24 protein-coding genes are annotated in these 23,046 nt (G+C 65.6%); 15 read left to right on the top strand and 9 right to left on the bottom strand.

The window, feature by feature from the left end:
- Window positions 1-192: 192 nt before the first annotated feature.
- The 4 genes from K2Y56_RS03135 to pyrF are packed head-to-tail and all read left to right on the top strand — an operon-like array spanning window position 193 to window position 4,322.
- Window positions 193-648, top strand: a complete 456-nt coding sequence (locus K2Y56_RS03135) for a (2Fe-2S)-binding protein (RefSeq protein WP_292504918.1) — start codon at window positions 193-195, stop codon at window positions 646-648.
- 25 nt (window positions 649-673) lie between these two features.
- Entirely contained in the window at window positions 674-2,869 is a 2,196-nt protein-coding gene (locus K2Y56_RS03130) for a xanthine dehydrogenase family protein molybdopterin-binding subunit (RefSeq protein WP_292504916.1), read from the top strand.
- A 42-nt stretch (window positions 2,870-2,911) separates the two neighbouring features.
- Complete coding sequence (locus tag K2Y56_RS03125; protein ID WP_292504913.1) at window positions 2,912-3,556, top strand: uracil-DNA glycosylase family protein; 645 nt, start codon at window positions 2,912-2,914, stop codon at window positions 3,554-3,556.
- Between the two features lie 49 nt (window positions 3,557-3,605).
- Window positions 3,606-4,322 carry an orotidine-5'-phosphate decarboxylase gene (gene pyrF, locus K2Y56_RS03120; RefSeq protein WP_292504910.1) on the top strand — a complete coding sequence of 239 codons (717 nt, stop codon included), beginning with the start codon at window positions 3,606-3,608 and terminating at the stop codon, window positions 4,320-4,322.
- Between the two features lie 28 nt (window positions 4,323-4,350).
- Here pyrF and K2Y56_RS03115 read toward each other — a convergent pair whose 3' ends face one another.
- The 5 genes from K2Y56_RS03115 to K2Y56_RS03095 all read right to left on the bottom strand — a co-directional run bounded on the left by K2Y56_RS03115 (window position 4,351) and on the right by K2Y56_RS03095 (window position 10,044).
- Window positions 4,351-4,980 carry a TetR/AcrR family transcriptional regulator gene (locus K2Y56_RS03115; RefSeq protein WP_292504907.1) on the bottom strand — a complete coding sequence of 210 codons (630 nt, stop codon included), beginning with the start codon at window positions 4,978-4,980 and terminating at the stop codon, window positions 4,351-4,353.
- A gap of 206 nt (window positions 4,981-5,186) precedes the next feature.
- The gene (locus K2Y56_RS03110) at window positions 5,187-5,384 is read right to left on the bottom strand and encodes a hypothetical protein (protein WP_292504904.1); all 198 of its coding nucleotides are present in this window, start codon (window positions 5,382-5,384) and stop codon (window positions 5,187-5,189) included.
- Between the two features lie 240 nt (window positions 5,385-5,624).
- A complete protein-coding gene (locus K2Y56_RS03105; RefSeq protein ID WP_292504901.1) occupies window positions 5,625-7,418 on the bottom strand; it encodes an NADPH-dependent assimilatory sulfite reductase hemoprotein subunit in 1,794 nt (597 codons plus the stop codon).
- 239 nt (window positions 7,419-7,657) lie between these two features.
- Window positions 7,658-9,430, bottom strand: a complete 1,773-nt coding sequence (locus K2Y56_RS03100; protein WP_292504898.1) for a flavodoxin domain-containing protein — start codon at window positions 9,428-9,430, stop codon at window positions 7,658-7,660.
- A 107-nt stretch (window positions 9,431-9,537) separates the two neighbouring features.
- Window positions 9,538-10,044, bottom strand: coding sequence for an Lrp/AsnC family transcriptional regulator (locus K2Y56_RS03095; RefSeq protein WP_292504896.1), 507 nt, complete (start codon window positions 10,042-10,044; stop codon window positions 9,538-9,540).
- Window positions 10,045-10,290: 246 nt separating this feature from the next.
- Between K2Y56_RS03095 and K2Y56_RS03090 the strand changes: the two genes are divergently transcribed.
- The 7 genes from K2Y56_RS03090 (at window position 10,291) to K2Y56_RS03060 (ending at window position 17,401) form a co-directional block, all read left to right on the top strand.
- A complete protein-coding gene (locus K2Y56_RS03090) occupies window positions 10,291-11,109 on the top strand; it encodes a phosphoadenylyl-sulfate reductase (protein WP_292504892.1) in 819 nt (272 codons plus the stop codon).
- Window positions 11,106-12,041 (top strand): sulfate adenylyltransferase subunit CysD, encoded by a 936-nt coding sequence (gene cysD, locus K2Y56_RS03085; protein ID WP_292504890.1) that lies wholly within the window; start codon window positions 11,106-11,108, stop codon window positions 12,039-12,041. The genes K2Y56_RS03090 and cysD overlap by 4 nt, the downstream gene beginning before the upstream one ends.
- Before the next feature lies 1 nt (window position 12,042).
- On the top strand, window positions 12,043-13,443 hold the full coding sequence (gene cysN, locus K2Y56_RS03080; protein WP_292504887.1) for a sulfate adenylyltransferase subunit CysN: 1,401 nt from the start codon (window positions 12,043-12,045) through the stop codon (window positions 13,441-13,443).
- 213 nt (window positions 13,444-13,656) lie between these two features.
- Window positions 13,657-14,859: a pyridoxal phosphate-dependent aminotransferase gene (locus K2Y56_RS03075; RefSeq protein WP_292504884.1), complete on the top strand. Its 1,203-nt coding sequence runs from the start codon at window positions 13,657-13,659 to the stop codon at window positions 14,857-14,859.
- A gap of 187 nt (window positions 14,860-15,046) precedes the next feature.
- Window positions 15,047-15,337, top strand: coding sequence for a hypothetical protein (locus tag K2Y56_RS03070; protein WP_292504882.1), 291 nt, complete (start codon window positions 15,047-15,049; stop codon window positions 15,335-15,337).
- A 69-nt stretch (window positions 15,338-15,406) separates the two neighbouring features.
- Window positions 15,407-17,098, top strand: a complete 1,692-nt coding sequence (locus K2Y56_RS03065; protein ID WP_292504879.1) for a calcineurin-like phosphoesterase family protein — start codon at window positions 15,407-15,409, stop codon at window positions 17,096-17,098.
- Window positions 17,099-17,182: 84 nt separating this feature from the next.
- Window positions 17,183-17,401, top strand: coding sequence for a hypothetical protein (locus K2Y56_RS03060; RefSeq protein ID WP_292504877.1), 219 nt, complete (start codon window positions 17,183-17,185; stop codon window positions 17,399-17,401).
- A 6-nt stretch (window positions 17,402-17,407) separates the two neighbouring features.
- On the opposite strand, the gene K2Y56_RS03055 is transcribed toward K2Y56_RS03060, so the two are convergent.
- Window positions 17,408-17,797: a hypothetical protein gene (locus K2Y56_RS03055; protein ID WP_292504874.1), complete on the bottom strand. Its 390-nt coding sequence runs from the start codon at window positions 17,795-17,797 to the stop codon at window positions 17,408-17,410.
- Between the two features lie 298 nt (window positions 17,798-18,095).
- On the opposite strand from K2Y56_RS03055, the gene K2Y56_RS03050 reads away from it, so the two are divergent.
- Window positions 18,096-18,305 carry a cold-shock protein gene (locus tag K2Y56_RS03050; RefSeq protein ID WP_055887763.1) on the top strand — a complete coding sequence of 70 codons (210 nt, stop codon included), beginning with the start codon at window positions 18,096-18,098 and terminating at the stop codon, window positions 18,303-18,305.
- Window positions 18,306-18,519: 214 nt separating this feature from the next.
- Window positions 18,520-18,765: an AsnC family transcriptional regulator gene (locus K2Y56_RS03045; RefSeq protein WP_292504869.1), complete on the top strand. Its 246-nt coding sequence runs from the start codon at window positions 18,520-18,522 to the stop codon at window positions 18,763-18,765.
- Window positions 18,766-18,870: 105 nt separating this feature from the next.
- Here K2Y56_RS03045 and K2Y56_RS03040 read toward each other — a convergent pair whose 3' ends face one another.
- Window positions 18,871-19,695 carry a 3'(2'),5'-bisphosphate nucleotidase CysQ gene (locus K2Y56_RS03040; protein ID WP_292504867.1) on the bottom strand — a complete coding sequence of 275 codons (825 nt, stop codon included), beginning with the start codon at window positions 19,693-19,695 and terminating at the stop codon, window positions 18,871-18,873.
- 404 nt (window positions 19,696-20,099) lie between these two features.
- On the opposite strand from K2Y56_RS03040, the gene K2Y56_RS03035 reads away from it, so the two are divergent.
- The gene (locus tag K2Y56_RS03035; RefSeq protein ID WP_292504963.1) at window positions 20,100-20,513 is read left to right on the top strand and encodes a DUF6101 family protein; all 414 of its coding nucleotides are present in this window, start codon (window positions 20,100-20,102) and stop codon (window positions 20,511-20,513) included.
- 17 nt (window positions 20,514-20,530) lie between these two features.
- Here K2Y56_RS03035 and ubiA read toward each other — a convergent pair whose 3' ends face one another.
- Both ubiA and K2Y56_RS03025 read right to left on the bottom strand, forming a co-directional pair.
- The gene (gene ubiA / locus K2Y56_RS03030) at window positions 20,531-21,469 is read right to left on the bottom strand and encodes a 4-hydroxybenzoate octaprenyltransferase (RefSeq protein WP_292504865.1); all 939 of its coding nucleotides are present in this window, start codon (window positions 21,467-21,469) and stop codon (window positions 20,531-20,533) included.
- A gap of 43 nt (window positions 21,470-21,512) precedes the next feature.
- On the bottom strand, window positions 21,513-21,926 hold the full coding sequence (locus tag K2Y56_RS03025; protein ID WP_292504958.1) for a hypothetical protein: 414 nt from the start codon (window positions 21,924-21,926) through the stop codon (window positions 21,513-21,515).
- Between the two features lie 329 nt (window positions 21,927-22,255).
- Here K2Y56_RS03025 and K2Y56_RS03020 point away from each other — a divergent pair, with 329 nt between their 5' ends.
- Window positions 22,256-23,008, top strand: coding sequence for a 16S rRNA (uracil(1498)-N(3))-methyltransferase (locus tag K2Y56_RS03020; RefSeq protein ID WP_292504863.1), 753 nt, complete (start codon window positions 22,256-22,258; stop codon window positions 23,006-23,008).
- Window positions 23,009-23,046: the final 38 nt, after the last annotated feature.

The raw sequence follows: 23,046 nt of genomic DNA, 5'->3' as shown, positions 1-23,046 counted from the left end.
AAGACACCCTTCAACCTGCTCGCGATGTGTTAAGAACGACCTATGAATTCCGGTGCGGTTTTCCTCAAAACCCGCGCAATCTCCGGCCCGTGGCCTGTTTACATAGGTACAAACCCATGTGCGCCGCCGCACATGGGCACGCCGGGTCGGCGTTTAGCGTAGAGTCAGGATTCGTATTCCGGGAGGCGCGGCATGGCGAAGTTGACCGTGAACGGCGTGACGCACGAGGTCGACGCCGACCCAGACACGCCACTGCTCTGGGTCCTGCGCGACCATCTCGACAAGACTGGAACCAAATATGGATGCGGCATCGCCCAATGCGGCGCTTGCACGATCCATCTTGACGGCCAGCCGGTACGCTCCTGCCAAACCCGGATCGGGGATGTCGGCACTGCCTCGGTGACGACCATCGAGGGGGTTTCGGGCCGAGTCGCTGATGCGGTCAAAACCGCATGGCGCGGTTTGGACGTCGTCCAATGCGGCTATTGCCAGTCCGGCCAGATCATGTCGGCGATCGGCCTGCTGTCCTCGACGCCCAGACCGACCGACTCCGACATCGACGGCGCCATGGACGGCAACGTCTGCCGCTGCGGCACCTACCAGCGCATTCGCGCGGCGATCCACGACGCCGCCCGCTCCCTCGCCTGACGCCCTCGAACGCTGGAGCCGAGCCATGCTGAAGGTCAACCCGACGCGCGCGCCCTCACGCCGCGCCTTCCTCGGTGGAGCGGCGACTGCAGCCGGCGCGATCCTGATTGGTTTCCGACTCGACCCGGGCAAGGCAGCCCGCGCTGCGGGCGGACCGGATCTGGCAGGCGTCCCCGCGCAACCGAACGCCTTCGTTCGGATCGCCGCGGATGACACAGTGACGGTGATGATCAAGCATCTGGACATGGGCCAGGGCAATACGACCGGTCTCGCGACCATTCTCGCCGACGAACTCGATGCCGATTGGTCCCGGGTCCGCACCGCCTTCGCCCCCGCCGACGCGACCCTCTACGCCAACCTGCTGTTGGGGCCGGTCCAGGGCACCGGCGGCTCCACGGCGATCGCCAATTCCTGGTACCAGTTGCGCAAGGCCGGCGCCGCCGCCCGGGCCATGCTGGTCGCTGCGGCTGCGGACAAGTGGAAGGTCCCCGCATCGGAGATCACCGTCGAATCCGGAACGGTCCGTCATGCCGCCTCCAACCGGCAGGTACGCTTCGGTGAGCTGGCGGAGGCCGCGGCGGCGCAGCCAGTGCCCCAGGAACCGCGGCTGAAGGACCCGAGCCAGTGGCGCCTCATCGGCAAGAAGGTGCCGCGCCTCGACTCCGTCGCGAAGACCGACGGGACAGCGATCTACTCCATGGACATCCGCCGGCCGGGCCAGGTGACGGCGGTCGTCGCTCATCCACCGCGTTTCGGCGGCGTCGCCAAGAGTTTCGACGACAAGGCCGCGCGCGCCGTCCGTGGTGTGGTCGACGTAGTGGCGATCCCCACTGGTGTCGCGGTGATCGCCAAGGACACATGGTCGGCGATGAAGGGCCGGGAGGCCCTGACCGTGACCTGGGACGACACGGCGGCCGAGATGCGCTCGTCCGATGCGATCCTCGCCTCCTACCGCGAGCTTGCTAGGCGCCCAGGACTCGTCGCTTCCGAACGGGGCGACGCCGCAACCGCGATCAAGGGATCGGCCAAGGTCTTGGAAGCCGAGTTCAGCTTCCCCTACCTAGCCCATGCCGCGATGGAGCCCCTCAACGCCACCATCGAGCGCGCTCGCGACGGCAGCTACGACGTCTATGCCGGCTGCCAGCTCCAGACGGTGGAGCAGGCGGTCATCGCCGCCAATCTCGGGGTCACCACCGATAAGGTTCGTCTCCACACCCAATGGGCGGGCGGTTCGTTCGGGCGCCGGGCGACGCCGGGTGCGGATTATCTCGCCGAGGCCGCCACGATCGTGCGCGCAACCGGCGGCAAGGCCCCAATCCATCTGGTCTGGACCCGCGAGGACGACATGGCCGGCGGCTTCTACCGGCCGACCGTTCTCCACACCCTCAAGGCCGGCCTCGACGCAAAGGGTGCCATCACCGGCTGGACCCACACCATGGTCGGCAAGTCGATCATGATCGGCTCGCCATTCGAGACCATGATCGTCAAGAACGGCGTAGATTCGACGACGGTCGAGGGCGCCTCCGACACGCCCTACGCCCTGCCGGCCTACCGTTTCGAGGTGCATAATGCCCGCGAGGGCGTGCCTGTGCTGTGGTGGCGTTCGGTGGGCCACACCCATACGGCCCAGGCGATGGAGGTGTTCATCGACGAGCTCGCCTATGCGGCGGGTGCGGATCCGGTGGCCTTCCGTCTCGGCCTCCTCACGGGAGCGCCTCGGCTGTCGGGCGTCCTGAAGCTCGCCGCCGAGAAGGCCGGCTGGGGCGCCGCCTCCGCGAAGGGCAGGGGTCTTGGCGTGGCCGCCCATGAATCCTTCGGATCCTATGTCGCGATGGTCGCCGATATCACCGCTGAGGATTCCAAGGTAAAGGTCAACCGCATCGTCGCCGCCGTCGATGTCGGTATCGCGGTCAATCCCGACATCATCCGGGCCCAGGTCGAGGGCGCCGTCGGCTTCGCGCTCTCGTCGGTATTGCGCAACAAGATCACGCTTAAGGACGGCGTCGTGCAGGAGCGCAACTTCGACTCCTACGAGCCCACACGGATGAGCGAGATGCCCATCGTCGAGGTGCATATCATGCCCTCGTCAGCGGCACCGACCGGCATCGGCGAGCCAGGCGTTCCGGTCCTCGCGCCGTCGATCTCCAACGCCATCTTCGCGGCAACCGGGCAACGGCTGCGCTCACTTCCTCTGGACCTGACCGGAATGAAGGGCGTCTGAGCTGGTCACAGTGCAGGACGCCGAGAGTTCGTCGACCCGGCGATGAAGGCCGACGGCCCATTCGACCAAACCGCGGAAGCCCTGCGCGCCTGCAGGATCTACCGGGATGCGCCCCATTACGGCGCGCCTCTGCCACAAGAGCCCCGGCCCATCGTCCAGGGCACAGCGATGGCGCGACTCTGCATCGCGAGCCAGGCGCCCGGTACGCGCGCACATCGCAGCGGCATTCCCTTTCAGGACCCGTCGGGAATTCGTCTGCGCGATTGGCTCGGGCTCGACGAAGCCGACTTCTACGATCCGGACCGGGTCGCGATCCTGCCGATGGGCGCCTGTTTCCCGGGGCTCGACGCCAAAGGCGGCGACCGGCCGCCGCGGCGCGAATGCGCTCCCCGCTGGAGAGCCGAACTACTCGCAGGATTGCCGGACCTCGACCTGATCCTGGTGATCGGCCAGTACGCGCAGGCGTGGCACCTCGGCCCGATGCTGGGCGGCCTCACCGCGACGGTACGGGCATGGCGCCAGATTTTGAGCCAGCCGAGGCGCCCTCGGGTTCTCCCATTGCCGCACCCGTCATGGCGCAACAACGGCTGGCTGAAGGCGAACCCGTGGTTCGCCGCGGAGCTACTTCCCGCGCTCAAAGCCGAGGTGGCGGCAGTGATGGTACAGCCATCGGCATCAAGAGATTGACACTGCGACCCTGTGCATGATCCCACCTGCGAGGACACCGGAGACGTCGATGCCAGGGCTCAAGCCGACCACCCGCGAGATGAGCGACACACGGGATCGCCTGATCGTCGCCCTCGATGTCGGAACGCCCGATGAGGCCTTGGCTCTTGTCGAGCGGATCGGCAATGCGGCGAGTTTCTACAAGATCGGCTACAGGCTGGCCTATGCGGGCGGCCTTTCCCTGGTTCCGCGCCTGGCGTCGGCCGGCCTCAAGGTCTTCGTCGACCTGAAATTGCACGATATCGGCAACACCGTTGAGGATGGGGTGCGCGCACTCTCCGATCTCGGAGCCGCATTCCTTACCGTCCACGCCTATCCGCAGACGATGCGGGCGGCCGTGCGGGGGCGCGGGTCGTCAGGGTCTCGCCTCCTGGCCGTGACGGTGCTGACCTCCTACGACAAGAGCGATCTCGCCGAGGCGGGCTATGCGCTCGATGTTCCTGATCTCGTGGCCTTGCGGGCACGCCAGGCGGCGGAGACCGGCATCGATGGGATCGTTTGCGCGGCCTTCGAAGCGGAGGCCGTAAGACGTGAAATTGGAACCGGTCGGGCGATCGTGACGCCCGGGATTCGTCCTTCCGGTAGCGCAGCGGGCGATCAGAAGCGAGTGATGACTCCAGCACAGGCGAAGGCGGCAGGGATCGATCACATCGTCGTCGGTCGTCCCATCACAGGGGCTGAGGATCCACGCGCCGTCGTCCAAGCGATACTGGCCGACCTAGTTTGACTGGGCGACGGGAAAAGCGCCAGGCTGTCTATCGCGAAGCACCGCGTAGGCCGCTGATGATAAAGGAAATCATGTCGTCGAGCGGCGGGCCGGGGACATTTGGATAAAGACTGACGAGCATCGGATTGCAGTACCGGATGATCGAGGCCTGGACGCAGAGCGCCGCCACCTCTGGATCCTTGGTATCGAACTCGCCTCCGAGCACGCCTTCACGCACCACACGGGTCAGAACGGCGCTGATGCGAGCGACGTGGTGCTCGCACACGCCCCAGCTTTCCGTCATCGCCGCCTCGACCATCTCGTGGATGCGGGGATTGGCGCGGCATCGTTCGACGCAATCGTGATGAAGAGCGCGAACGATTCCGGCGACGCGGTCAGCGGCACTGAGGCTCGGTACATCCGCGATGGCGGCGATGAGCCCTTCGATGTCCTTGATCACGCTGGCAACAACCGCCTCGTTGATCGCCTTCTTCGACTCGAAGAAGCGATAGACGTTGGCAGGGCTCATACCCAAAGACTTGGCAATGTCGGATACGGTCGTTTTCTGATAGCCGATCTCGCGGAAAAATCGTTCAGCGGTCGCAAGAATTCTGCATCGCGTCGTCGGCGCCTGATCGTCCAGAATGGATCGGGCTACCTCGGCTGAATCTGTCATCATGCGGAGACCCTAGGACCCCCACATACGTCCGTCAAAAAGTGTCTTTGAGCAGATGGAGTTGCTAAAACTGAACTCGGATCATCGCGCACATCGATCATGATCGGCGGTCAGGAGCAAGAATCCGCAACCATGCACGACAGGAGCATGTCCGCGCCCGTCCCCCCGATCCAATCTTGAGCCTTGTCTGGCGGATTCAAGATCCGGTCTCAGGAACCGAATTGAGAGCCGAGCTGCTCGAGATATTCAGCGAGATCAACGCCGCCGACCCGCTTCCCGTAGTCGAAGCGCATACCCTGGCGGATATCGACGCTGCTGACTTTAGTGGTGAGCGTGAATGGCTTCACGCAGATCCAAGCGCCGTCGCGGCGGTGTTCGAAGAAGTTGAGAATCTCGTGCTTGGCCATGGCCGCCTCTCAGTCCGACTGACGCATTAACGGCCAGGTCGGCGATCGGTTCACCCATAAAGCAACGATGTTTCCGGAAGCTTAAGCTTAAAGTTTTGTTCCGCGTCGCACAACGCACTGCTGCATTGCGGGACATTTCTGCGGTTTCGAGAGTCGAAATTTCGCCATCGACGATGCCGCTCCTGACGAACGCAGCGGCGCTCGCACGACGAAGACAGAATTCCGACCAGCCGGACGTCCTTACGCCACCGCTCTGAGGGCACCAGTGGTGAGATGGAAGTCCGGCCCGTTAACCGTTTGCGCGACAAAGCCTGCACGGATCAGGAAATCGCCGAAGCGTTCTCCGGCCGAGCGATCCTTGGCGTAGGCGGCGAAGACCGGATCCAGCACCGCTTTGATCTCGGAGGCGGTAACATCCTCTGCGTAGAGCTTCCCGAGCCGCGAGCCATCGAAGGCCGCACCGAGATAGAGATGGTAGCGCTCGGGACCCCGTCCGACGAGGCCGATCTCGGCAATGAAGGGACGGGCGCAGCCGTTCGGGCAGCCTGTCATCCGGATGGTGATCTCATCCTCGGACAACCCGTGCGACGCGAGGCTCTCCTCCAACTCGGTGAGGAGGTCCGGCAGGTAGCGCTCGCTCTCGGCGAGCGCCAGGCCGCAGGTCGGCAGGGCGACACAGGCCATCGAATTGCGGCGCAGGGCGCTGGCGCCCTTGAGCATGCCGTACTCGTCGACCAGGGCCTCGATCTCGGCGCGCTTCTCGACCGACACGTTCGCGATGATGACGTTCTGGTTGCCGGTCAGCCGGAAATCGCCCTCATGGACCTGCGCGATGCGACGTAGACCCGACAGGATCTTCGGACCGTCGCCCTCGTAATCCTTGATCCGTCCGGAGGCGACATAGAGGGTGAGGTGGTGACGGCCGTCATCGCCCTCGGTCCAGCCGTAGCGGTCGCCATTGTTGGTGAACGCGAACGGCTTCGCGTCAGGATAGGCCTTGCCGAGGCGCTTCTCGACCTCGGCGCGGAAAGCCTTCAGGCCGTAGCGCTCGATCGTGTATTTCAGGCGCGCGTTCTTACGGACCTTGCGGTTGCCCCAGTCGCGCTGGACGGTCATCACCGCCTCGGCGACTTTCACGGCTTCCTCCGGCTTGCAGAAGAGCATCACGTCGGCGGTGCGCGGGAAGGTGTCGGTCTCGCCATGGGTCATGCCCATGCCGCCGCCGACGGTCACGTTCCAGCCGGTGACCTTCCCCTTCTTGTCGAGGATGGCGATGAAACCCAGATCGTGCGCGAAGATGTCGACCTCGTTCGAGGGCGGCACCGCGACCACGATCTTGAATTTCCGCGGCAGGTAGGTCTTGCCGTAGACCGGTTCGTGCTCGTCCTCGCCGCCGACCACCTTCTCGCCGTCGAGCCAGATCTCGCGCCATGCGTTGGTCTTGGGAAGAAGCGTATCGGAGATCGCCTTGCCGAGGTCGTAGGCCGCCTTGTGGGCGCCGCTCTGGGCCGGGTTCGTCGCGGCCATGACGTTGCGGTTGACGTCGCCGCAGGCCGCGATGGTGTCGAGGAGGGAGGCGTCGATCGCCGCCATCGTCCGCTTCAGGTTCGACTTGATGACGCCGTGATACTGGAAGGTCTGGCGCGTCGTCGCCCTGAGCGTCCCGTTGGCGTAGGTGGTGGCGATGTCGTCGAGGATCAGCCACTGCTTCGGGGTCACGACGCCGCCGGCGATGCGCAGGCGGATCATGAAGCTGTAGGCCTTGTCGAGCTTCTTCTTGGTCCGCTCGGGGCGCAGGTCGCGGTCGTCCTGCAGGTACATCCCGTGGAACTTCACGAGCTGGCCGTCATCCTCCGAGATCGCCCCGGTGGCGTGTTTCAGGAGTCCGTCGGCGAGGGTGCCGCGCAGGAAGCCGCTGGCGATCTTGATGTGCTCGTTGGCCGAGAGACCAGCCTCGCGCGCGGCCTCGGCCTCGTCGATCGGGCGCGTGGCCGGCGGGGTCTCGTAGGTGCGGGGCTGGGTCTGGTCGTCCATGGCGGTATTCCGGTCGGTTTGAGATTTGGGTGCGTCTATTGCAAAGCTCGCAGCAGGCGCTCGGCACTCTCGTCTGTCACTGCCCTTCGTCGCCAACCCGCACCGTCATTCCGGGGCGCCGCAGGCGAACCCGGAATCCATAACCGCAGGTCGTTCTTCAGCCTGAACTGTCGGCGGCTATGGATTCCGGGTTCTGCTTCGCAGCCCCGGAATGACGGTGGTTAGGTCGGCAAGGTTCTTCAATAAACATCCTGCTGGTAGCGGTGCGCCCGCTCCAGGGCCGCGACCGCGGCCTCGGCGTCGGCATCGCTGAGGGATTTCACCTCCGCGTAGGCCCGCACCACGGCGTTCCTCACGTCCTTGGCCATCCGGGTCGCGTCGCCGCAGACGTAGAAGCTGGCGCCGCCGTCGAGCCATTCCACCAGCTCCTTGCCGTGCTGGCGGATACGGTCCTGCACGTAGACCTTCTCGGGCTGGTCGCGGGAGAAGGCGACGTCGATCCGCGTCAGCGACCCGTCCTCCAGCGCCTCCTGCCATTCGAGCTGGTAGAGGAAGTCGTGGAGGAAGTGACGGTCGCCGAAGAACAGCCAGGACCGGCCGCTCGCCTCCACCGCCCGGCGCTCCTGCACGAAGGCGCGGAACGGCGCGACGCCGGTGCCGGGGCCGACCATGATGATGTCGGAGGCCGGGTCGTGCGGCAGCCGGAAATGCCGGTTCGGCTTCAGCTTCACGCGGAGCTTGGCGCCCTTCTTCAGGCGATCCGCCACGTGGACCGAGGCGACGCCGGAGCGCGCACGGCCATGGGTCTCGTAGCGCACCGCAACGATCGTGAGGTGGACCTCGTCGCCGACTTCCTTGCGCGATGAGGCGATGGAATAGGCCCGCGGCGGCAGCGGCCGGGTGATGGCCTCGATCTGCTCACGGGTCAGTTTCGTCGGAAACGCCTCGATCAGATCGAGGATCTGGCGCCCCTCGATCCAGGCCCGCGCCTCGCCGCCCTCGATGAGCGCCTTGGCGCCCTCGTGCCCGGTCGCCTTGACGAAGCGCTCGATGGTATTGGTGGAGAGCGTGGTGATATCGCGCTCGGTCAGGAGCGAGCGGCGCAGGGCGTCGTCGCCGGCAAGATCGGCGGCCCGCAGGATGTCCTCGACGAGAGCCGGGTCGTTCTCCGGGAAGATCTCCAGCGAGTCGCCGGGTTCGTAGGCCGGAGCCCCGTCCTCGAATTCGAGGGCGAGATGGATCGTCTCCTTGTCGGAGCGCGAGGAGTTCAAGTTCACGTGGTCGACGACCTCGGCGAGGACCGGCTCGCGGCTCGGCTCGACATCCGCATCGTCGTCGACCGCCGCGCGGCCGGCGAAGTCGACGGCCACGACGTTGTCGGCGGCCGGTGGCGCCAGTGCCTTGAGGGCGTTCTTGATCCAGTCGGCAGCCTGCTTGTCGAAGTCGAGGTCGAGGTCGGCGCGCTCCACCGCACGCTTCGCGCCCAGCGCCTCGAAGCGGGCGTCGATGGCCTTACCGGTGGCGCAGAACTCGGCGTAGGAGGTGTCGCCGAGCGCCAGGACGCCGAATTCGACGCCGTCGAGGCGCGGGGCGCCGTCGCCCATCAGCTCGTTATAGGCGCGGGTGGCGCGGGCCGGGGGCTCGCCCTCGCCCCAGGTCGCCGCGATGGCGACGACGCGCTTCATGGTGGCGAGGCTGGCAACCTCGAGGTCGGCGAAATCGATGACGTTCGGCTTGAAGCCGCTCTTCTTGGCGAGCTTGGCGAGGGAGCCGGCCAAAGCCTCGCAGTTCCCGGACTCGCTCGCATAGATGATGGTCAGCGGCTCGGCGGCCTTCGGCGGCGCGGCAGGCAGAGCCGCCGGCTGGCCACCGGCTGCCGCATCGAGGCCGGCGAGGAACCCGGCGAGCCAGGCACGCTGCATCGGCGAGGCGGTCCCGAGGACGGCATCGAGGCTCGCGCGCTCGTTGTCGTCGAAGGGAGAGTTGCGAGGAATGATCGCCTGTCGTGCCATCGAGTCGCCATGTCGTCCTGAGCGTCGAGCGATCTGCGGAATTTCCGTTTTACAGAACGACGCCGTGGTAGAAGGGGCTGCCTGCGCCACCGGCGCCAAACAGAATATTATTCTTCCTGCGCCGCCGCTGCGAAGTGCGGGAGCCGTCCGTGCGCCGGAAGCGCGGGCAGCGGCAGGGCCGTCGTGGACTTCACCTTCTCCATGGCGAAGCGCGAGGTCACGTTCTTGAGCGGCAGCGTCGCGATGAGATGCTTATAGAACATATCGTAGGCCCTCATATCGGCCACGACGACGCGCAGCATGTAGTCCACATCGCCGGCCATACGGTAGAATTCAAGGACTTCCGGCATCGCCGATACGGTCTCGGCGAAGCGCTCCAGCCACTCGCGAGAGTGGTCGGCGGTCTCGATCGAAACGAAGACGGTGAGCCCGAGCCCGAGCTTGACCGGATCGAGCACGGCCACGCGGCGGTCGATGACTCCGTCGGCCTCCAGGCGCTGGATCCGCTTCCAGCAGGGCGTCTGCGACAGGCCGACCCGCTCGCCGATCGTCGCGATCGAGAGGGTGGCATCGTTCTGCAGCAGCCCGAGGATCTTCAGGTCTATCGAATCCACGCTGACCTCGTCGTCCGTGATCGCCCGCGCGGCAGGGTGTGCGAGCGCACCGCGCGGATACGATCATGAGAAGGATCTTCCCGGCGGAGGCAACCGTTGCCCGCCGCCACCGTTTGCGGAAGCGGTTGAGCACGGCACCGGATTGCCCCTGCGCCATGACCGCCATGCCTTGACAGCGTTCGTTATAGCGAACATCTCAGGTCCACGACAACCGGCAACTTCCAGCCTTCCAAAGTCTGTCATCCGATGACTTCTCCTCTCGATCGGTCGGCGCGTGAGCTCGCCCTCGCGTTGGCGGACCTCCAACTCGCCGCCCGCATCCGCCTCATCGAAGCGAGCGTGCCCGGCCGCCTCATCTTCACGACCAGCCTCGGCATCGAGGATCAGGCGCTGACCCATGCCGTGGCCATGGCCAAGGGGCGGACCGAGATCGTCACCCTCGATACGGGCCGGCTCTACCCGGAGACCTACGACGTGTGGGCCGAGACCGAGGCGGCCTACGGCATCCGCATCCGCGCCTATGCGCCGGAACGCGTCGCCGAGGAGGAATTCGTCGCGCGCGAGGGCATCAACGGCTTCCGCCATTCGGTGGCGGCGCGGCAGGCCTGCTGCGGCTTCCGCAAGGTCGAACCCCTCGGCCGGGCGCTCGCCGGGGCCTCGGGATGGCTCACCGGCCTTCGCGCCGGGCAGTCGGCCAACCGCGCCGACACGCCACTCGCCGAGCCCGACGAGGCGCGCGGCCTGATCAAGATCAACCCGCTCGCCGACTGGACCCGTGCCGATGTCGAGCGGTTCGTGATCGACAACTTCATTCCCTACAACGTCCTGCACGATCGCGGTTTTCCGTCGATCGGCTGCGCGCCCTGCACCCGTGCCGTGAAGGTCGGCGAGCCCGAGCGCGCCGGCCGCTGGTGGTGGGAGCAGGAATCCAAGAAGGAATGCGGCCTGCACGTTTACAAGCCCGAGGCGCACGGCGACGAGCCCGGGGCGGACGTCGAGCCTGGGCAGGAAGCCGCCGCCTTCGAGACCACCCTTCGCAACACCAGCCTGGAGATGGCCCGATGAGCGCCGCCACCCTCGGCGCCGCGACGCGCGCCGACCGCCTCACCCACCTGCAGCGGCTCGAAGCCGAGAGCATCCACATCATGCGGGAGACGGTCGCCGAGACCGAGAACCCGGTGATGCTCTATTCGATCGGCAAGGATTCCTCGGTGCTGCTGCACTTGGCGCTGAAGGCCTTCGCGCCGGGACGCCTGCCGTTCCCCCTGATGCACATCGACACGACCTGGAAGTTCCGCGAGATGATCGCCTTCCGCGATGCCCGCGCGAAGGAGCTCGGCCTCGAACTCCTGGTCCACACCAACCAGGACGGCCTTGCCCGCGGCATCGGCCCGATCAGCCACGGCTCGGAAGTCCATACAGACGTTATGAAGACGCAGGCGCTGCGTCAGGCGCTGGACACGCACAAGTTCGACGCGGCCTTCGGCGGCGCCCGGCGCGACGAGGAAGCCTCGCGCGCCAAGGAGCGGATCGTCTCCCTGCGCACGGCGCAGCACCGCTGGGACCCCAAGCGCCAGCGCGCCGAGCCCTGGCACCTCTACAATCTCAAAAAGAAGCGCGGCGAGTCCCTGCGGGTGTTCCCGCTCTCGAATTGGACCGAGCTCGACGTCTGGCTCTACATCGAGCAGGAGCAGATCCCGATCGTGCCGCTCTACTTCGCGGCCGAGCGCCCCGTGGTCGAGCGCGAGGGGCAGCTCATCATGGTCGACGACGACAGGCTTCCGCTCGAGCCCGGCGAGACTCCGAGGAACCTGCGCGTCCGCTTCAGGACCCTCGGCGACTACCCGCTCACCGGCGCAGTCGAGAGCGATGCCGCGACCCTGCCGGAGATCATCGGCGAGACGCTGGCCGCCCGCACCTCCGAGCGCCAGGGCCGCGTGATCGACAAGGACGGCGCGGGCGCGATGGAGCGCAAGAAGCAGGAGGGCTATTTCTGAGATGACGATCCATCAGGCACCCCAGGCTTTCGGCTACGACGCCTTCCTCTCGGCGCACCAGAACAAGGAAGTCCTGCGCTTCATCACCTGCGGCTCCGTCGACGACGGCAAGTCGACGCTGATCGGCCGGCTCTTGCATGACACCAAGCAGATCTTCGACGACCAGGTGACGGCGCTCCAGCGCGATTCGCGCAAGCACGGCACCCAGGGCGCCGAGATCGACCTCGCCCTCCTCGTCGACGGGCTTCAGGCCGAGCGCGAGCAGGGCATCACCATCGATGTCGCCTACCGCTTCTTCTCCACCGACCAGCGCTCCTTCATCGTCGCCGACACGCCCGGCCACGAGCAATACACCCGCAACATGGCGACCGGCGCCTCGACGGCGGACGTCGCCGTGATCCTCGTCGATGCCCGCGCGGGGCTCACACGCCAGACCCGCCGCCACGCGCTCCTCGTCTCGCTGCTCGGCATCAGGCGCATCGCGCTCGCGGTGAACAAGATGGATCTCGTCGGCTGGTCGGAAGGCAAGTTCGAGGAGATCACGAAGGCCTTCGAAGCCTTCGCCGCGCCGCTCGGATTTACCGAGATCCGCGCAATCCCGCTCTCGGCCAAGAACGGCGACAACGTCGTCCTGCCCGGCGCGGCGGTGCCCTGGTACAAGGGCACGCCGCTTCTCCAGTACCTCGAAGAGGTTCCCGTCCGCGTCGAGGAGCAGGCGGCGCCGTTCCGCATGGCCGTCCAATGGGTCAACCGGCCGAACTCGGAATTCCGCGGCTTCGCGGGGCTCATCGCCAGCGGCCGCATCGCGCCCGGTGATGCGGTCATCGTCGAGCCGTCGGGCCGGACCTCGACCGTCGCCCGCATCTTCACCGCGGACGGCGACTTGCCCGTCGCGGTCGAGGGCCAGTCGGTCACGCTCGTCCTCGCCGACGAGATCGACGCATCGCGCGGCTCGGTGATCGTGGCGGCCGACGCACCGATGCGCGTCACCGACAAGCTCGACGCCCGCCTGTTCTGGGCGGCAGAGAGCGAGTTGCTGCCGGGTGCGACCTTGCTCGCCAAGATCGGAACCGTGATGGTGAACGCGGTAGTCACCGAGATCCGCACCCGAATCGACCCCGAAACCGGCAAGGCGGAGTCGGCCGCACGGCTCACCGCCAACGACATTGCCGACGTCTCGCTCAGCCTGGACCGGGCGGTCGCGGTGGATGCCTATGGCACCAACCGTGATACCGGCGGCTTCATCTTGATCGATCGCGAGACCACGGACACCGCAGCCCTCGGTTTGATCCAACCCGATGCAGCCGCGTCGAGCGTCAAGGACGAGCCGGAAGAAAGCCGTGCGGCCCGCTCGGGCGGTGGCTTCCTGTCGAGGCTGCGCTGGGTCTTCGGCGGCATCTGAGGCGACACGGTTTCCTCTTCGATGGTCTGTGCGATGATGCGGTTTCATCGCCAAGCGAGGGGCCGGGCGAGGTCCGCTTCCGCTGCAGGGCGGCGATGCGCGGGTCACACGCATCTTGCCCGGGTCTGCCGGCATCTCTAGGGTCCGCGCGCCGCGGCGGGAGCTTGGTCGAAGCTTCGCCCGCCCGTACCCGATCATGAGGAGCATGCCGCCATGGGCTTTCTGTCCGACGCCCTTTCCCGCGTAAAGCCGTCCGCGACCATCGCGATGACGCAGAAGGCGCGCGAGCTGAAAGCCGGCGGGATGGACGTGATCAGCCTTTCGGTGGGCGAGCCCGATTTCGATACGCCCGATCACATCAAAGACGCGGCGGTCGAGGCGATCCGGCGAGGCGAGACCAAATATCCGCCTGTCTCCGGCATCGTGCCGCTGCGCGAGGCCATCGCCAAGAAGTTCAAGCGCGAGAACGGCCTCGACTACAAGGCGTCGCAGACCATCGTCGGCACCGGCGGCAAGCACGTCATCTACAACGCGCTCCTCGCCACCCTGAACCCCGGGGACGAGGTCGTGATCCCGCGTCCCTACTGGGTCTCCTATCCGGAGATGGTGGTACTCTGCGGCGGCACCCCGGTCTTTGCCGAGACCGACATGGCTCACGACTTCAAGCTCCAGCCGGAGGAGCTCGAGCGGGTGATCACCCCGAAGACCAAGTGGATCATCCTCAACTCGCCGTCGAATCCCTCGGGCGCCGCCTATGCGCGAAACGAGATGAAGGCGATCACAGACGTGCTGATGCGGCACCCGCATGTTTGGGTTCTCACCGACGACATGTACGAGCACCTCTGCTACGGCGATTTCGAGTTCGTCACCCCGGCGCAGGTCGAACCCAACCTGTACGAGCGCACGCTCACCATGAACGGCGTCTCGAAGGCCTATGCGATGACAGGCTGGCGCATCGGCTACGCCGCCGGCCCCGAGCACTTGATCAAGGCGATGGACTTCGTCCAGGGCCAGCAGACCTCGGGCGCTTCCTCGATCTCCCAATGGGCGGCGGTCGCCGCCCTCGACGGGCCGCAGGAGCATCTCGCCCGCTTCCGCAAAGCCTTCCACGAACGCCGCGACCTCGTCGTGTCGATGCTCAACCAGACCAAGGGCCTGAAATGCCCGACGCCGGAGGGTGCGTTCTACGTCTATCCGTCCTGCGCCGAGACGATCGGCCGCCGCACCCCGTCGGGAAAGACCATCGAGACGGACGAGGATTTCGTGCTGGAGCTGCTCCAGGCGGAGGGCGTCGCCGCGGTTCACGGCTCAGCCTTCGGGCTGGGTCCAAACCTCCGGATTTCCTACGCCACGTCGAACACGGCGCTGGAGGAGGCTTGCAACCGCATCCAGCGGTTCTGTGGCTCGCTGAGCTGAAGACGAGGCTCCCGGCTTGCCCGGAAGAAGCCGAGGCCGGTCGCGACGTTGACGAGTGCTGTCCCTGCTTCGTTCCGGGACAGCGCAGTTCGGCAGCCTGAAGGGCTGCATTAGGGATCTTCGCTGAGGATGGTGCTCGATCGGGGAACCGATCTCCGATCCTCGCCGAGCCCTGGGTTACACGACCATGCGACGCCTTCTGACGGGCGGCATCAAGGCCATCCTCGCGATCGCCGTGCTCTCAACTGCGGCTCACTGGGCGATGCGGGTTCAGCGCGATCCCGCGCCCGACAACCGGGCCGTCGCGGCGATGCCGGATCCGGTCACGACCGGCTCGATCTCGCCTCGTCCTTCGGTGGAGCCTCCGAAACCAAAGGACGCCGCCAGCGGCCTCGACCAGCGCCACCTGTCGGAGTTGATCGCCGGAACTGCGCCCGAGAAGGCGAAGCCTAAACGGGCCGAAGCCGCCAAGCGCTGAATCGAGACCGTCACGTAACGGTCGTCACACTCTGATGCGCTCTCCCTCATCACGAGGAGAGCGAGAGCGATGACGGACCTGCGGAACCCGACCCGGCGCGAGACGATGGCCGGAGCCGTGGCCATAGGGCTAGCCGCAAGCAGCCTGCGCTCCAGCATAGCGACGGCGCAGACCTCCGTCCTGACTGCGCGAGGCCTCGTCTACGATGCCGCGAAGGTAGCGCAGGGCGCGAAGGCTGAAACGGTCGGGCTCCCTGGGGTTCTTGTCTCAAACGGGCGCGACATCGTTCGTACGGATCAAGATGGTCGCTACGCGCTCGCCGTCGCGGACGAAGACATCATCTTCGTCGTGAAGCCGGCCGGCTACGCGCTGCCACACGACGCCGACAACATTCCGCGCTTCAGCTACATCCATCACCCGAGCGGAACGCCGCCGGAGCTCGCCCTACGCTATCGCGGCATCGCGCCGACGGGGCCAATGCCCGCCTCCATTGATTTCGGCCTGACGCCCCGGTTCGAGCCCGACGCCTTCGAGGCGATCCTCTTTACGGATCCGCAGCCGGAGAGCCCGATCGAACTCGGTCATGTGCGCGACACGGCGGTGGCCAGGGTTCTCGGCACGTCGGCGGCGTTCGGCATCACCACCGGTGACATCCTGTTCGACGACCTATCATTCTACGGTCGCTCCAACCGCATCATTGGCCGCATCGGCGTTCCGTGGTTCCACATCGGCGGCAATCACGACCTCAATTTCGAAGCCGCCGACGCCCGCTACAGCCGCGAGACTTTCAAGCAGGTCTTCGGCGCGCCCTACTACGCCTTCCATCACGGCAAGGCGCTCTTCCTGATGCTCGACAACGTCCATTATCTCGGCGCCGCCTCTGGCAAGGGTGACGGCATCGGTCGTTACGAGGGCCGGATCGGGGAGCGCCAGCTCGCCTTCATCGCCAACGTGTTGACGGAGACGCCGCGCGACCGGCTCGTCGTGGTGGCGATGCACATCCCGCTCTTCACCGACCTCGATCCCAACGACCCGCGCCAGAACACCACCGACCGGGACGCGCTCCTCGCGCTCCTGGAAGGGCGCCGCGTTGTCAGCATCGCCGGGCACACCCACACCACCGAGCATCATTACCCGCGCGATAGCCATCATCACCACGTCCTCACCGCCGTCTCTGGGTCGTGGTGGAGCGGGCCGAGCGTGCGGACCGGAATTCCCTCCGCAGATAGCCGCGACGGCACGCCGAACGGATTTCACATGCTTTCGATCGACGGTGATCGTTACGTCACGCGCTACCGCTCGGCGCAAGGCGAGCCCGACGAGGCGATGCGGATCATGCTCGAGAGCCAGTTCCGGGGCGGGGCCGCCGAGGTTCTGAAGGAATACCGTCCCACTCAGACTCTGCGCTCGCCGATCGCCCTCGAGAGCGTCCCGGCCACCGACCTCGTCGTCAATGTCTTCGATGGGGGCCCGAAGACGAGGGTCGCCTACACGATCGGCGATGGCGAGGCGATCCCGATGACCCGGCGGAGGCGGCCCGACCCATTCGTGGCCGAACTCTTCCTTCGCTATCCCGACACCAGGAAACCGTGGGTCAAGGCGGAACCATCGAGCCACATCTGGACCGCGCGTCTTCCAGAGACGCTGCTGGCCGGCACCCACTGCATCACGGTGAGAGTCCGCGACGAATACGATCGGCCGCTGCAATCCTCCATGCTGATCGAGGTCCTGGCGGGCAGCGAGAGAGCGCCGCGCGGCTGAGGCGGGTGGGGCACCACAGATGGAACCCTGTCTGGGGGCGCCGGTTGGTTGAGCATACCCGACAACCGAAACAGGAGGCTCTGCATGGCCAATCCAGGCCTACCGATCCCCGAACCCTTGCCCGGCGGCATTCCCGGCGACCTTCCAATGCCGCCGCCACCCGACGAAACGCCTGACATCGGGCCGACCGGTCCGCGCTCGCCCTATCCTGTCGACGATCCCGGAATTGGCGAGCCCGGCGGTCCAGGCAGCGAGCCTGACTATCTCCCGGGCGTGCCGACCGACCCCGGCGTGAGACTGTAAGTCTGCTCAATGATCCCCATGCGACGCGCGAACGTCGCGTGGGGCGCTCAGTATTTCCGATAGACTGGTTGCGACATGGCGGGCCTCTTCGTCGGTCAGCCGGAGCTGGAACGGCGGCAGAGCTCCGGCCTGCAATGCGACGACAGCTTGCCCCCGTTCATCGGTTCCCACTTCGATCGCGGAAGAGGTGACTTCCAGCATCGCGATATCCTCGTCCGCGAGATCGTCAGGCAGATCGCCGTCGTCGGGTTCGTCGATAGCCGTAAGCAATTGGCCAACCGCTCGGACGAGCGCACGAGCGGCTCGCGCATCCATCACGACGGCCGTGGATTGCTCGTCCTTCTGAAAAGAGAGCTGGATGTTCGCACCTTCAAGGGAAACAGAGATACCCGCCATGGATCGCCTAACTGTTTGGGGTCGAACCCTTATATGATCTCGCCGGGTCAAAGAACACAGGTCTGGGACGCCATCTATCACGCAATCTCGCGGCGTCGGCGCCGATTCCCTCGGCTAAGGCGCCTTGTTGCCGCCGCATCATGGGCCTAAGTAGTGGCTTGCGGAAAGGGGAGGGATCGGTGCTCGATCGGTGCCAACGTCCAGGTCCTTTCGTTTCCGCAAGACTGAAAATACCCGCTTCGTATCGTCCAGTGATGGGCAAGCGTTGTCGGGACGTAAACGATACGAGGTTTTATTCGTGAATACCGGCACTGTTAAGTGGTTCAACGAGACCAAGGGCTACGGCTTCATCCAGCCGGATGACGGCGGCAAGGATGTGTTCGTTCACATCTCCGCAGTCGAGCGGGCTGGCATGCGCAACCTCGTCGAGGGCCAGAAGATCTCCTACGAGATCCAGACGGACAAGCGCAGCGGCAAGGACTCGGCTGGAAATCTCCAGGCGGCCTAAGGTCCTCTCGCGACCGACCTGCTAGGTCGGCGTCGCCACGCCGGATACAAGACCGGTCTCCGCTTTCCGACGACCTTCTCTTGCGGGAGGATGTTGCCGGACGGCAAAACAATAGATCCGTCGGAAAGGTCGCTCGACCTCAAGGCCAATCAGTAACATATCGGCCGGCCACTGCGCTACGGCCCAATCAAGAACGAAAGTACTCGAAACTCGAATGTTGTTCGAATATACGCGCCGTTGTGGCGTCCGGTCGCCTGTCACGGATGCGGCGACCTTCAAGGTGGCCCGCCTGCGCGAGGCGCCCTTCGGTCTTTGCAGTGACAGCAAGACCAACTCCGTCGACCTGACGGACCTCATCGATAGCTCTTATAACTATCACTCTCCCCGCGAACTGCGTTGGCATCTCGCCGAGCGGTTTGGACTGGCCCCATCTGCCGTCGCCCTTCGCGAGAGCGCCTGATCTGAGCATGGCCAGCGGACCTGAGAAGGCCGCTGGCTTTTCCATGTTCAAAGGAGGCACGCGGGCTCGATACTGCCTCCAGGGTCATCGCCAGGTTCGGTGGTGCTATCGCGAGAAAGCGTCCAACACCGCATCTTTCATGCCGCCTGAGACGGCAACCAGTTCGCCGTGGACAGGGTCCGTACGATTGTAGACGGTGGCTCGGCCATCGAGATCGCTGACCACCCCGCCAGCTTCCCGCAGGAGAAGATCTGCGGCGGCCAGATCCCAGTCCCGCGCATCCGACGAAACAAGTCCGATATCGATCGAACCTTCGGCCACGCGAGCGATGCGCAGGGCGAGGGAAGGAACCCGGTCGACGTGAACGAAGCTCGGTTTCGCACCGGCTTTGGTTCCACCGCGCGCGAGGCGGTCGATCATCGGCTTCGGTCCGGTGACCCGAGCGCTTTCCAGCACCGTCTGCCGGGAAGCTGAAATGACTTGGCCGTTGCACGTTGCCCCACCGCCCGCGGAGGCCTCGTAGAAGCGATCTGTTACCGGCGCATGGACGAATCCGAGGGCAGGCGCGCCGCCGATCAGCAGCGCGACGGCGATCGACCAATCCGGATGACCTGACAGGAAGGCGCGTGTGCCGTCGATGGGATCGACGATCCAGACGAGATCGTTGCCGAGCCGTGCCGCGTCGTCGACGGTTTCCTCGGAGAGCCAAGCTGCCTCGGGCAGAAGGCTGCTGAGCCGCACCTTTAGGAAGGTGTCCACCGCAACATCGGCCTCCGTTACCGGAGAGCCGCCCGCCTTCGACCAGACCCTCGCCCGCGTTTGGCTTCCGGCCTGGAAGAACGGCAATGCAAGGCCTGCCGCCTCGCGGATCGTCTCGCGCAAAGCGGGGAGCAGGGCACGCGCGGCAGTGGAAGAAAGCGAGGCGGACATACGGCTCCGTACGGCTTGGGATGGCCGGCCGCTCCAAGGCAGACCGAATCTCCGAGCGAGACGCAAGCCGTCGCCCATTGCGTTGTAGGGCGCGGCCAGGGACGCCACAAGGACGGCGCTTCGGTGGGGATGCCGCACCTCTCGATGATCATGGCAAGGAACCGTTGAGCATTCCGATGGCTTTCATCGGAGCCACGATCGCTTAACTGTCACTCTTAAGGCGTCTAAAGGAGATCTGACCCAAATATGCTTGTCATGACGCGCAGTGAGACTGTGCATTAGCAAGCTAGAAAGCAACCTTCGCGATGAAGACTTCAGCAACCATTTTCACTGAGGCGCATGAGGTCATCGGCCAGGATGGCATATCTGCCTCCATCACCGGTCTCGTCGTATCCCGTCTCCCTATGTTCGGACGTATTCCCGGCAGCAGCAGCCCCGCCGGGATCGCCCTGAGCTTTGCTGGGGACGATCCCGAGGCTTGCGGTGACGATTGCTTCGCGCTCCTCGTCGTCGATGCCGAGGGCCAGACGCTTGGAAGGCTCGGGCCATTCCATGAGGACGACGTCGTCGCCATCTGGCGCGATGTCGCCGCCAAGTCGGGCCTGCCGCGGATGATCGTCCGCGAGGACGGGCAGCTTGCCACCGTCTCGCGCCAGATCGGGCCGGTTTCTCTCGGAACCACCCGTCAGCGTCGGCGGCATGGATCCTTGAGCAACAGGCGTCCCCGCTTTCTCGTCCGCCGCAAGACAGGGCAATTGCCCGTCCGGCCGCTGATCCATCGCGGCGAATCGGAGATCATCAGCGGCGCGCTGTCCTGAACTGTCCTGAACTGTCCTTAGGCCCGAAGCCAGGCCTGCAATATCGCGTCGGCGGCGAGACCGGCGAACAGGATCAGACCCGCGTCGCGGTTAGACCGGAACAGGGCAAGGGCGCGGCGCCCATCCCTCTCCCGCAATCGCAGAACCTGACTTGAGAGATGCCCTGCAAAGAGCACGAGCCCAAGCCATCCCATGACGCCGGTTCCCGAAAGCCAGGCGGCGAGACCGATCCCGAGCGCCGCCGCAGCGTAGAAGAGACCCACTGCAGGCCTGACGATGGCCCCGAAGAAGCGGGCCGAGGAGCGAATGCCCGCGATCTCGTCGTCTTCGATGTCCTGCACCGCATAGATGGTGTCGTATCCGATCACCCAGGCGATCGTGCCGGCATAGAGAAGCAGGGCAGGCACCTCGACACGGCCGAACAAAGCGGCCCAGCCCATCAACGCCCCCCAAGCGAAGGCGAATCCGAGCACGAGCTGCGGCATCGGCATGACCCGTTTCATGAACGGATAGATCGCCACCGGCACCAGGGAAACCAGGCCGACGCCAATGGCCGTGCCATTGAACTGCATCAGCACCAGAAACCCGACGAGGGCTTGCGCAACGAGGAAGATCGCGGCGTGGCGAGGCCTCACCTGTCCCGAGGGCAGGGGACGGCCGCGCGTGCGCTCGACCTTCGCGTCGATGTCCCGGTCGGCGATGTCGTTGAAGGTCGAGCCGGCTCCCCGCATGGCGATGGCGCCAACGAGGAAGAGTGCAAGGTGCCAGGGGTCCGGATAGGGGCTCCCTGCCGCGACCGCCGCGAGGGCCGAGGACCACCAGCACGGCAGGAGCAGGAGCCACCAGCCCACCGGCCGGTCGATCCTGGCGAGACGCAGATAGGGCCGAGCCGCGCGCGGCGCCAACCTGTCCACCCAATGACCGGCCACCGCATCGGCGACCCTGCCATCGGCCATCAGCGGCTCTGGCACGGCCGCAGCAGCGTCGATGTCATGCGGATCAGAGGGCGCCCTGAGGCATCTTCATGCTGCCGGTGAGGCCAGGACCGCCGAGCAGGCCGCCGCCGCCGTTGGACGCCTGGGCACGGGCCTGGGATTCCATCTTGGAAGCCTGGGCGGCCACGGCGCAGACCTTGGTCTTGATGCCACCGACCTTGACGTGGTCGGCCTTGAAGCCCTCGGCGAAGGAATCCGGGATCGAGCACCACTCCTTGTTGGCGGCGATCCACTTGACGCCCTCGGTGCCGTTCGACTGGAGCTTGCCGAAGAGCGCGCAGGCGGCCTGCGGCGTCATCTTATTCTTCGAGTTCGATGCCGAGTTGGCCTTGGCCACGAGATCCTTGCGGTCCTGAAGCGTCTTCTGGATCGCGCCGCAATCGACACTTTGCGCCAGGGCTGGGCCGGCAATCACCATGCCGGCGACACACGCGGACACCGCCAACGCGATACGATTCAAAGACATTCCCGAGCTCCCTCTCACCCATCCCATCCCGGCGTCATCAACCGGGACCTGCCACGGGTGCCCTCGATATCGAGAGTTCGCCCGTCAGGCAGCGACAGCAATCCGAATGGCTGACCTTTCCGCATAGGAATGTGGCGTCTTTCGAACCGCAAAGGATCGGCGACGCTGCCATGTGGGGAACGATGAGAAAACCGAGATCCGTTGCATTTCTGCAATACTGACGGCGAGGAGCAATGCGCTGCAGCGTTGACACGCTCGAACCCTCACGCGACGACGCCGGCATGGCAGCCTATGACTTCACCGCCCCACGCCTCTACATTGATTCGCCGTTGCTGGCCGGGGCGATCCTCCCCCTCGACAGGGCACAGGCGAACTATCTCCTCAACGTCCTGCGCCGCGGGCCCCAGGATCCCGTTCTGGTCTTCAACGGCCGGGACGGCGAATGGCGCGCCGCAATCGGCCAGACCGGGCGAAAGAGCGCAGAGTTGACGTTGCTCGAGCGGACTCGGCCGCAGCCAGGCAAGGCCGACCTCCACTACCTGTTCGCTCCGCTCAAGAGCGCCAGGCTGGACTACTTGGCCCAGAAGGCGGTGGAAATGGGGGCTGGCACCATCCGGCCGGTTTTCACGCGCTATACGCAGGGCGAGAAGTTGAACACCGAGAGGCTGCGGGCGAACGCCATCGAGGCTGCCGAGCAATGCGGCATCCTCGCCATCCCCGATCTGCCGCAGCCGGCACGTCTGCCTGCGGCCTTGGCCGATCTCTCTCTGGAAAGACTGCTCGTGTTCTGCGACGAGGATGCCGCCGTATCGGACCCCATTGAGGCTCTCAAGCAAGCTGCGGATCCGGGTGCTCCGCCGCCCCTCGCCGTGCTTATCGGACCTGAGGGCGGGTTCGCGGCGGAAGAGCGCGCCCTCATCCTCGAGCGCCCGAACACGGTCGCCCTCTCTCTCGGACCTCGCATCCTCCGCGCCGATACCGCTGCCGTCGTCGCACTTGCCCTCGTGCAGTCGGTGCTGGGGGACACACGTTGACGTCGCGGCGCGTTGTTCGACCTTGTCGGCTGGACTAA

It is taken from the genome of Methylobacterium sp., from assembly GCF_019745455.1.
GTDB lineage: Bacteria > Pseudomonadota > Alphaproteobacteria > Rhizobiales > Beijerinckiaceae > Methylobacterium.
Note: the sequence above shows the minus strand (reverse complement) of the source record. Positions and strands in the feature narration are given on the sequence as shown.

Excerpts from the sequence above, each read along its gene's own strand:
- K2Y56_RS03135 (WP_292504918.1), top strand. The coding sequence starts at position 193 with ATGGCGAAGTTGACCGTGAACGGCGTGACGCACGAGGTCGACGCCGAC.
- K2Y56_RS03130 (WP_292504916.1), top strand. The coding sequence starts at position 674 with ATGCTGAAGGTCAACCCGACGCGCGCGCCCTCACGCCGCGCCTTCCTC.
- K2Y56_RS03125 (WP_292504913.1), top strand. The coding sequence starts at position 2,912 with ATGAAGGCCGACGGCCCATTCGACCAAACCGCGGAAGCCCTGCGCGCC.
- pyrF (WP_292504910.1), top strand. The coding sequence starts at position 3,606 with ATGCCAGGGCTCAAGCCGACCACCCGCGAGATGAGCGACACACGGGAT.
- K2Y56_RS03115 (WP_292504907.1), bottom strand. The coding sequence starts at position 4,980 with ATGATGACAGATTCAGCCGAGGTAGCCCGATCCATTCTGGACGATCAG.
- K2Y56_RS03110 (WP_292504904.1), bottom strand. The coding sequence starts at position 5,384 with ATGGCCAAGCACGAGATTCTCAACTTCTTCGAACACCGCCGCGACGGC.
- K2Y56_RS03105 (WP_292504901.1), bottom strand. The coding sequence starts at position 7,418 with ATGGACGACCAGACCCAGCCCCGCACCTACGAGACCCCGCCGGCCACG.
- K2Y56_RS03100 (WP_292504898.1), bottom strand. The coding sequence starts at position 9,430 with ATGGCACGACAGGCGATCATTCCTCGCAACTCTCCCTTCGACGACAAC.
- K2Y56_RS03090 (WP_292504892.1), top strand. The coding sequence starts at position 10,291 with ATGACTTCTCCTCTCGATCGGTCGGCGCGTGAGCTCGCCCTCGCGTTG.
- cysD (WP_292504890.1), top strand. The coding sequence starts at position 11,106 with ATGAGCGCCGCCACCCTCGGCGCCGCGACGCGCGCCGACCGCCTCACC.
- cysN (WP_292504887.1), top strand. The coding sequence starts at position 12,043 with ATGACGATCCATCAGGCACCCCAGGCTTTCGGCTACGACGCCTTCCTC.
- K2Y56_RS03075 (WP_292504884.1), top strand. The coding sequence starts at position 13,657 with ATGGGCTTTCTGTCCGACGCCCTTTCCCGCGTAAAGCCGTCCGCGACC.
- K2Y56_RS03070 (WP_292504882.1), top strand. The coding sequence starts at position 15,047 with ATGCGACGCCTTCTGACGGGCGGCATCAAGGCCATCCTCGCGATCGCC.
- K2Y56_RS03065 (WP_292504879.1), top strand. The coding sequence starts at position 15,407 with ATGACGGACCTGCGGAACCCGACCCGGCGCGAGACGATGGCCGGAGCC.
- K2Y56_RS03060 (WP_292504877.1), top strand. The coding sequence starts at position 17,183 with ATGGCCAATCCAGGCCTACCGATCCCCGAACCCTTGCCCGGCGGCATT.
- K2Y56_RS03055 (WP_292504874.1), bottom strand. The coding sequence starts at position 17,797 with ATGGCGGGTATCTCTGTTTCCCTTGAAGGTGCGAACATCCAGCTCTCT.
- K2Y56_RS03045 (WP_292504869.1), top strand. The coding sequence starts at position 18,520 with ATGTTGTTCGAATATACGCGCCGTTGTGGCGTCCGGTCGCCTGTCACG.
- K2Y56_RS03040 (WP_292504867.1), bottom strand. The coding sequence starts at position 19,695 with ATGTCCGCCTCGCTTTCTTCCACTGCCGCGCGTGCCCTGCTCCCCGCT.
- K2Y56_RS03035 (WP_292504963.1), top strand. The coding sequence starts at position 20,100 with ATGTTCGGACGTATTCCCGGCAGCAGCAGCCCCGCCGGGATCGCCCTG.
- ubiA (WP_292504865.1), bottom strand. The coding sequence starts at position 21,469 with ATGGCCGATGGCAGGGTCGCCGATGCGGTGGCCGGTCATTGGGTGGAC.
- K2Y56_RS03025 (WP_292504958.1), bottom strand. The coding sequence starts at position 21,926 with ATGGTGATTGCCGGCCCAGCCCTGGCGCAAAGTGTCGATTGCGGCGCG.
- K2Y56_RS03020 (WP_292504863.1), top strand. The coding sequence starts at position 22,256 with ATGGCAGCCTATGACTTCACCGCCCCACGCCTCTACATTGATTCGCCG.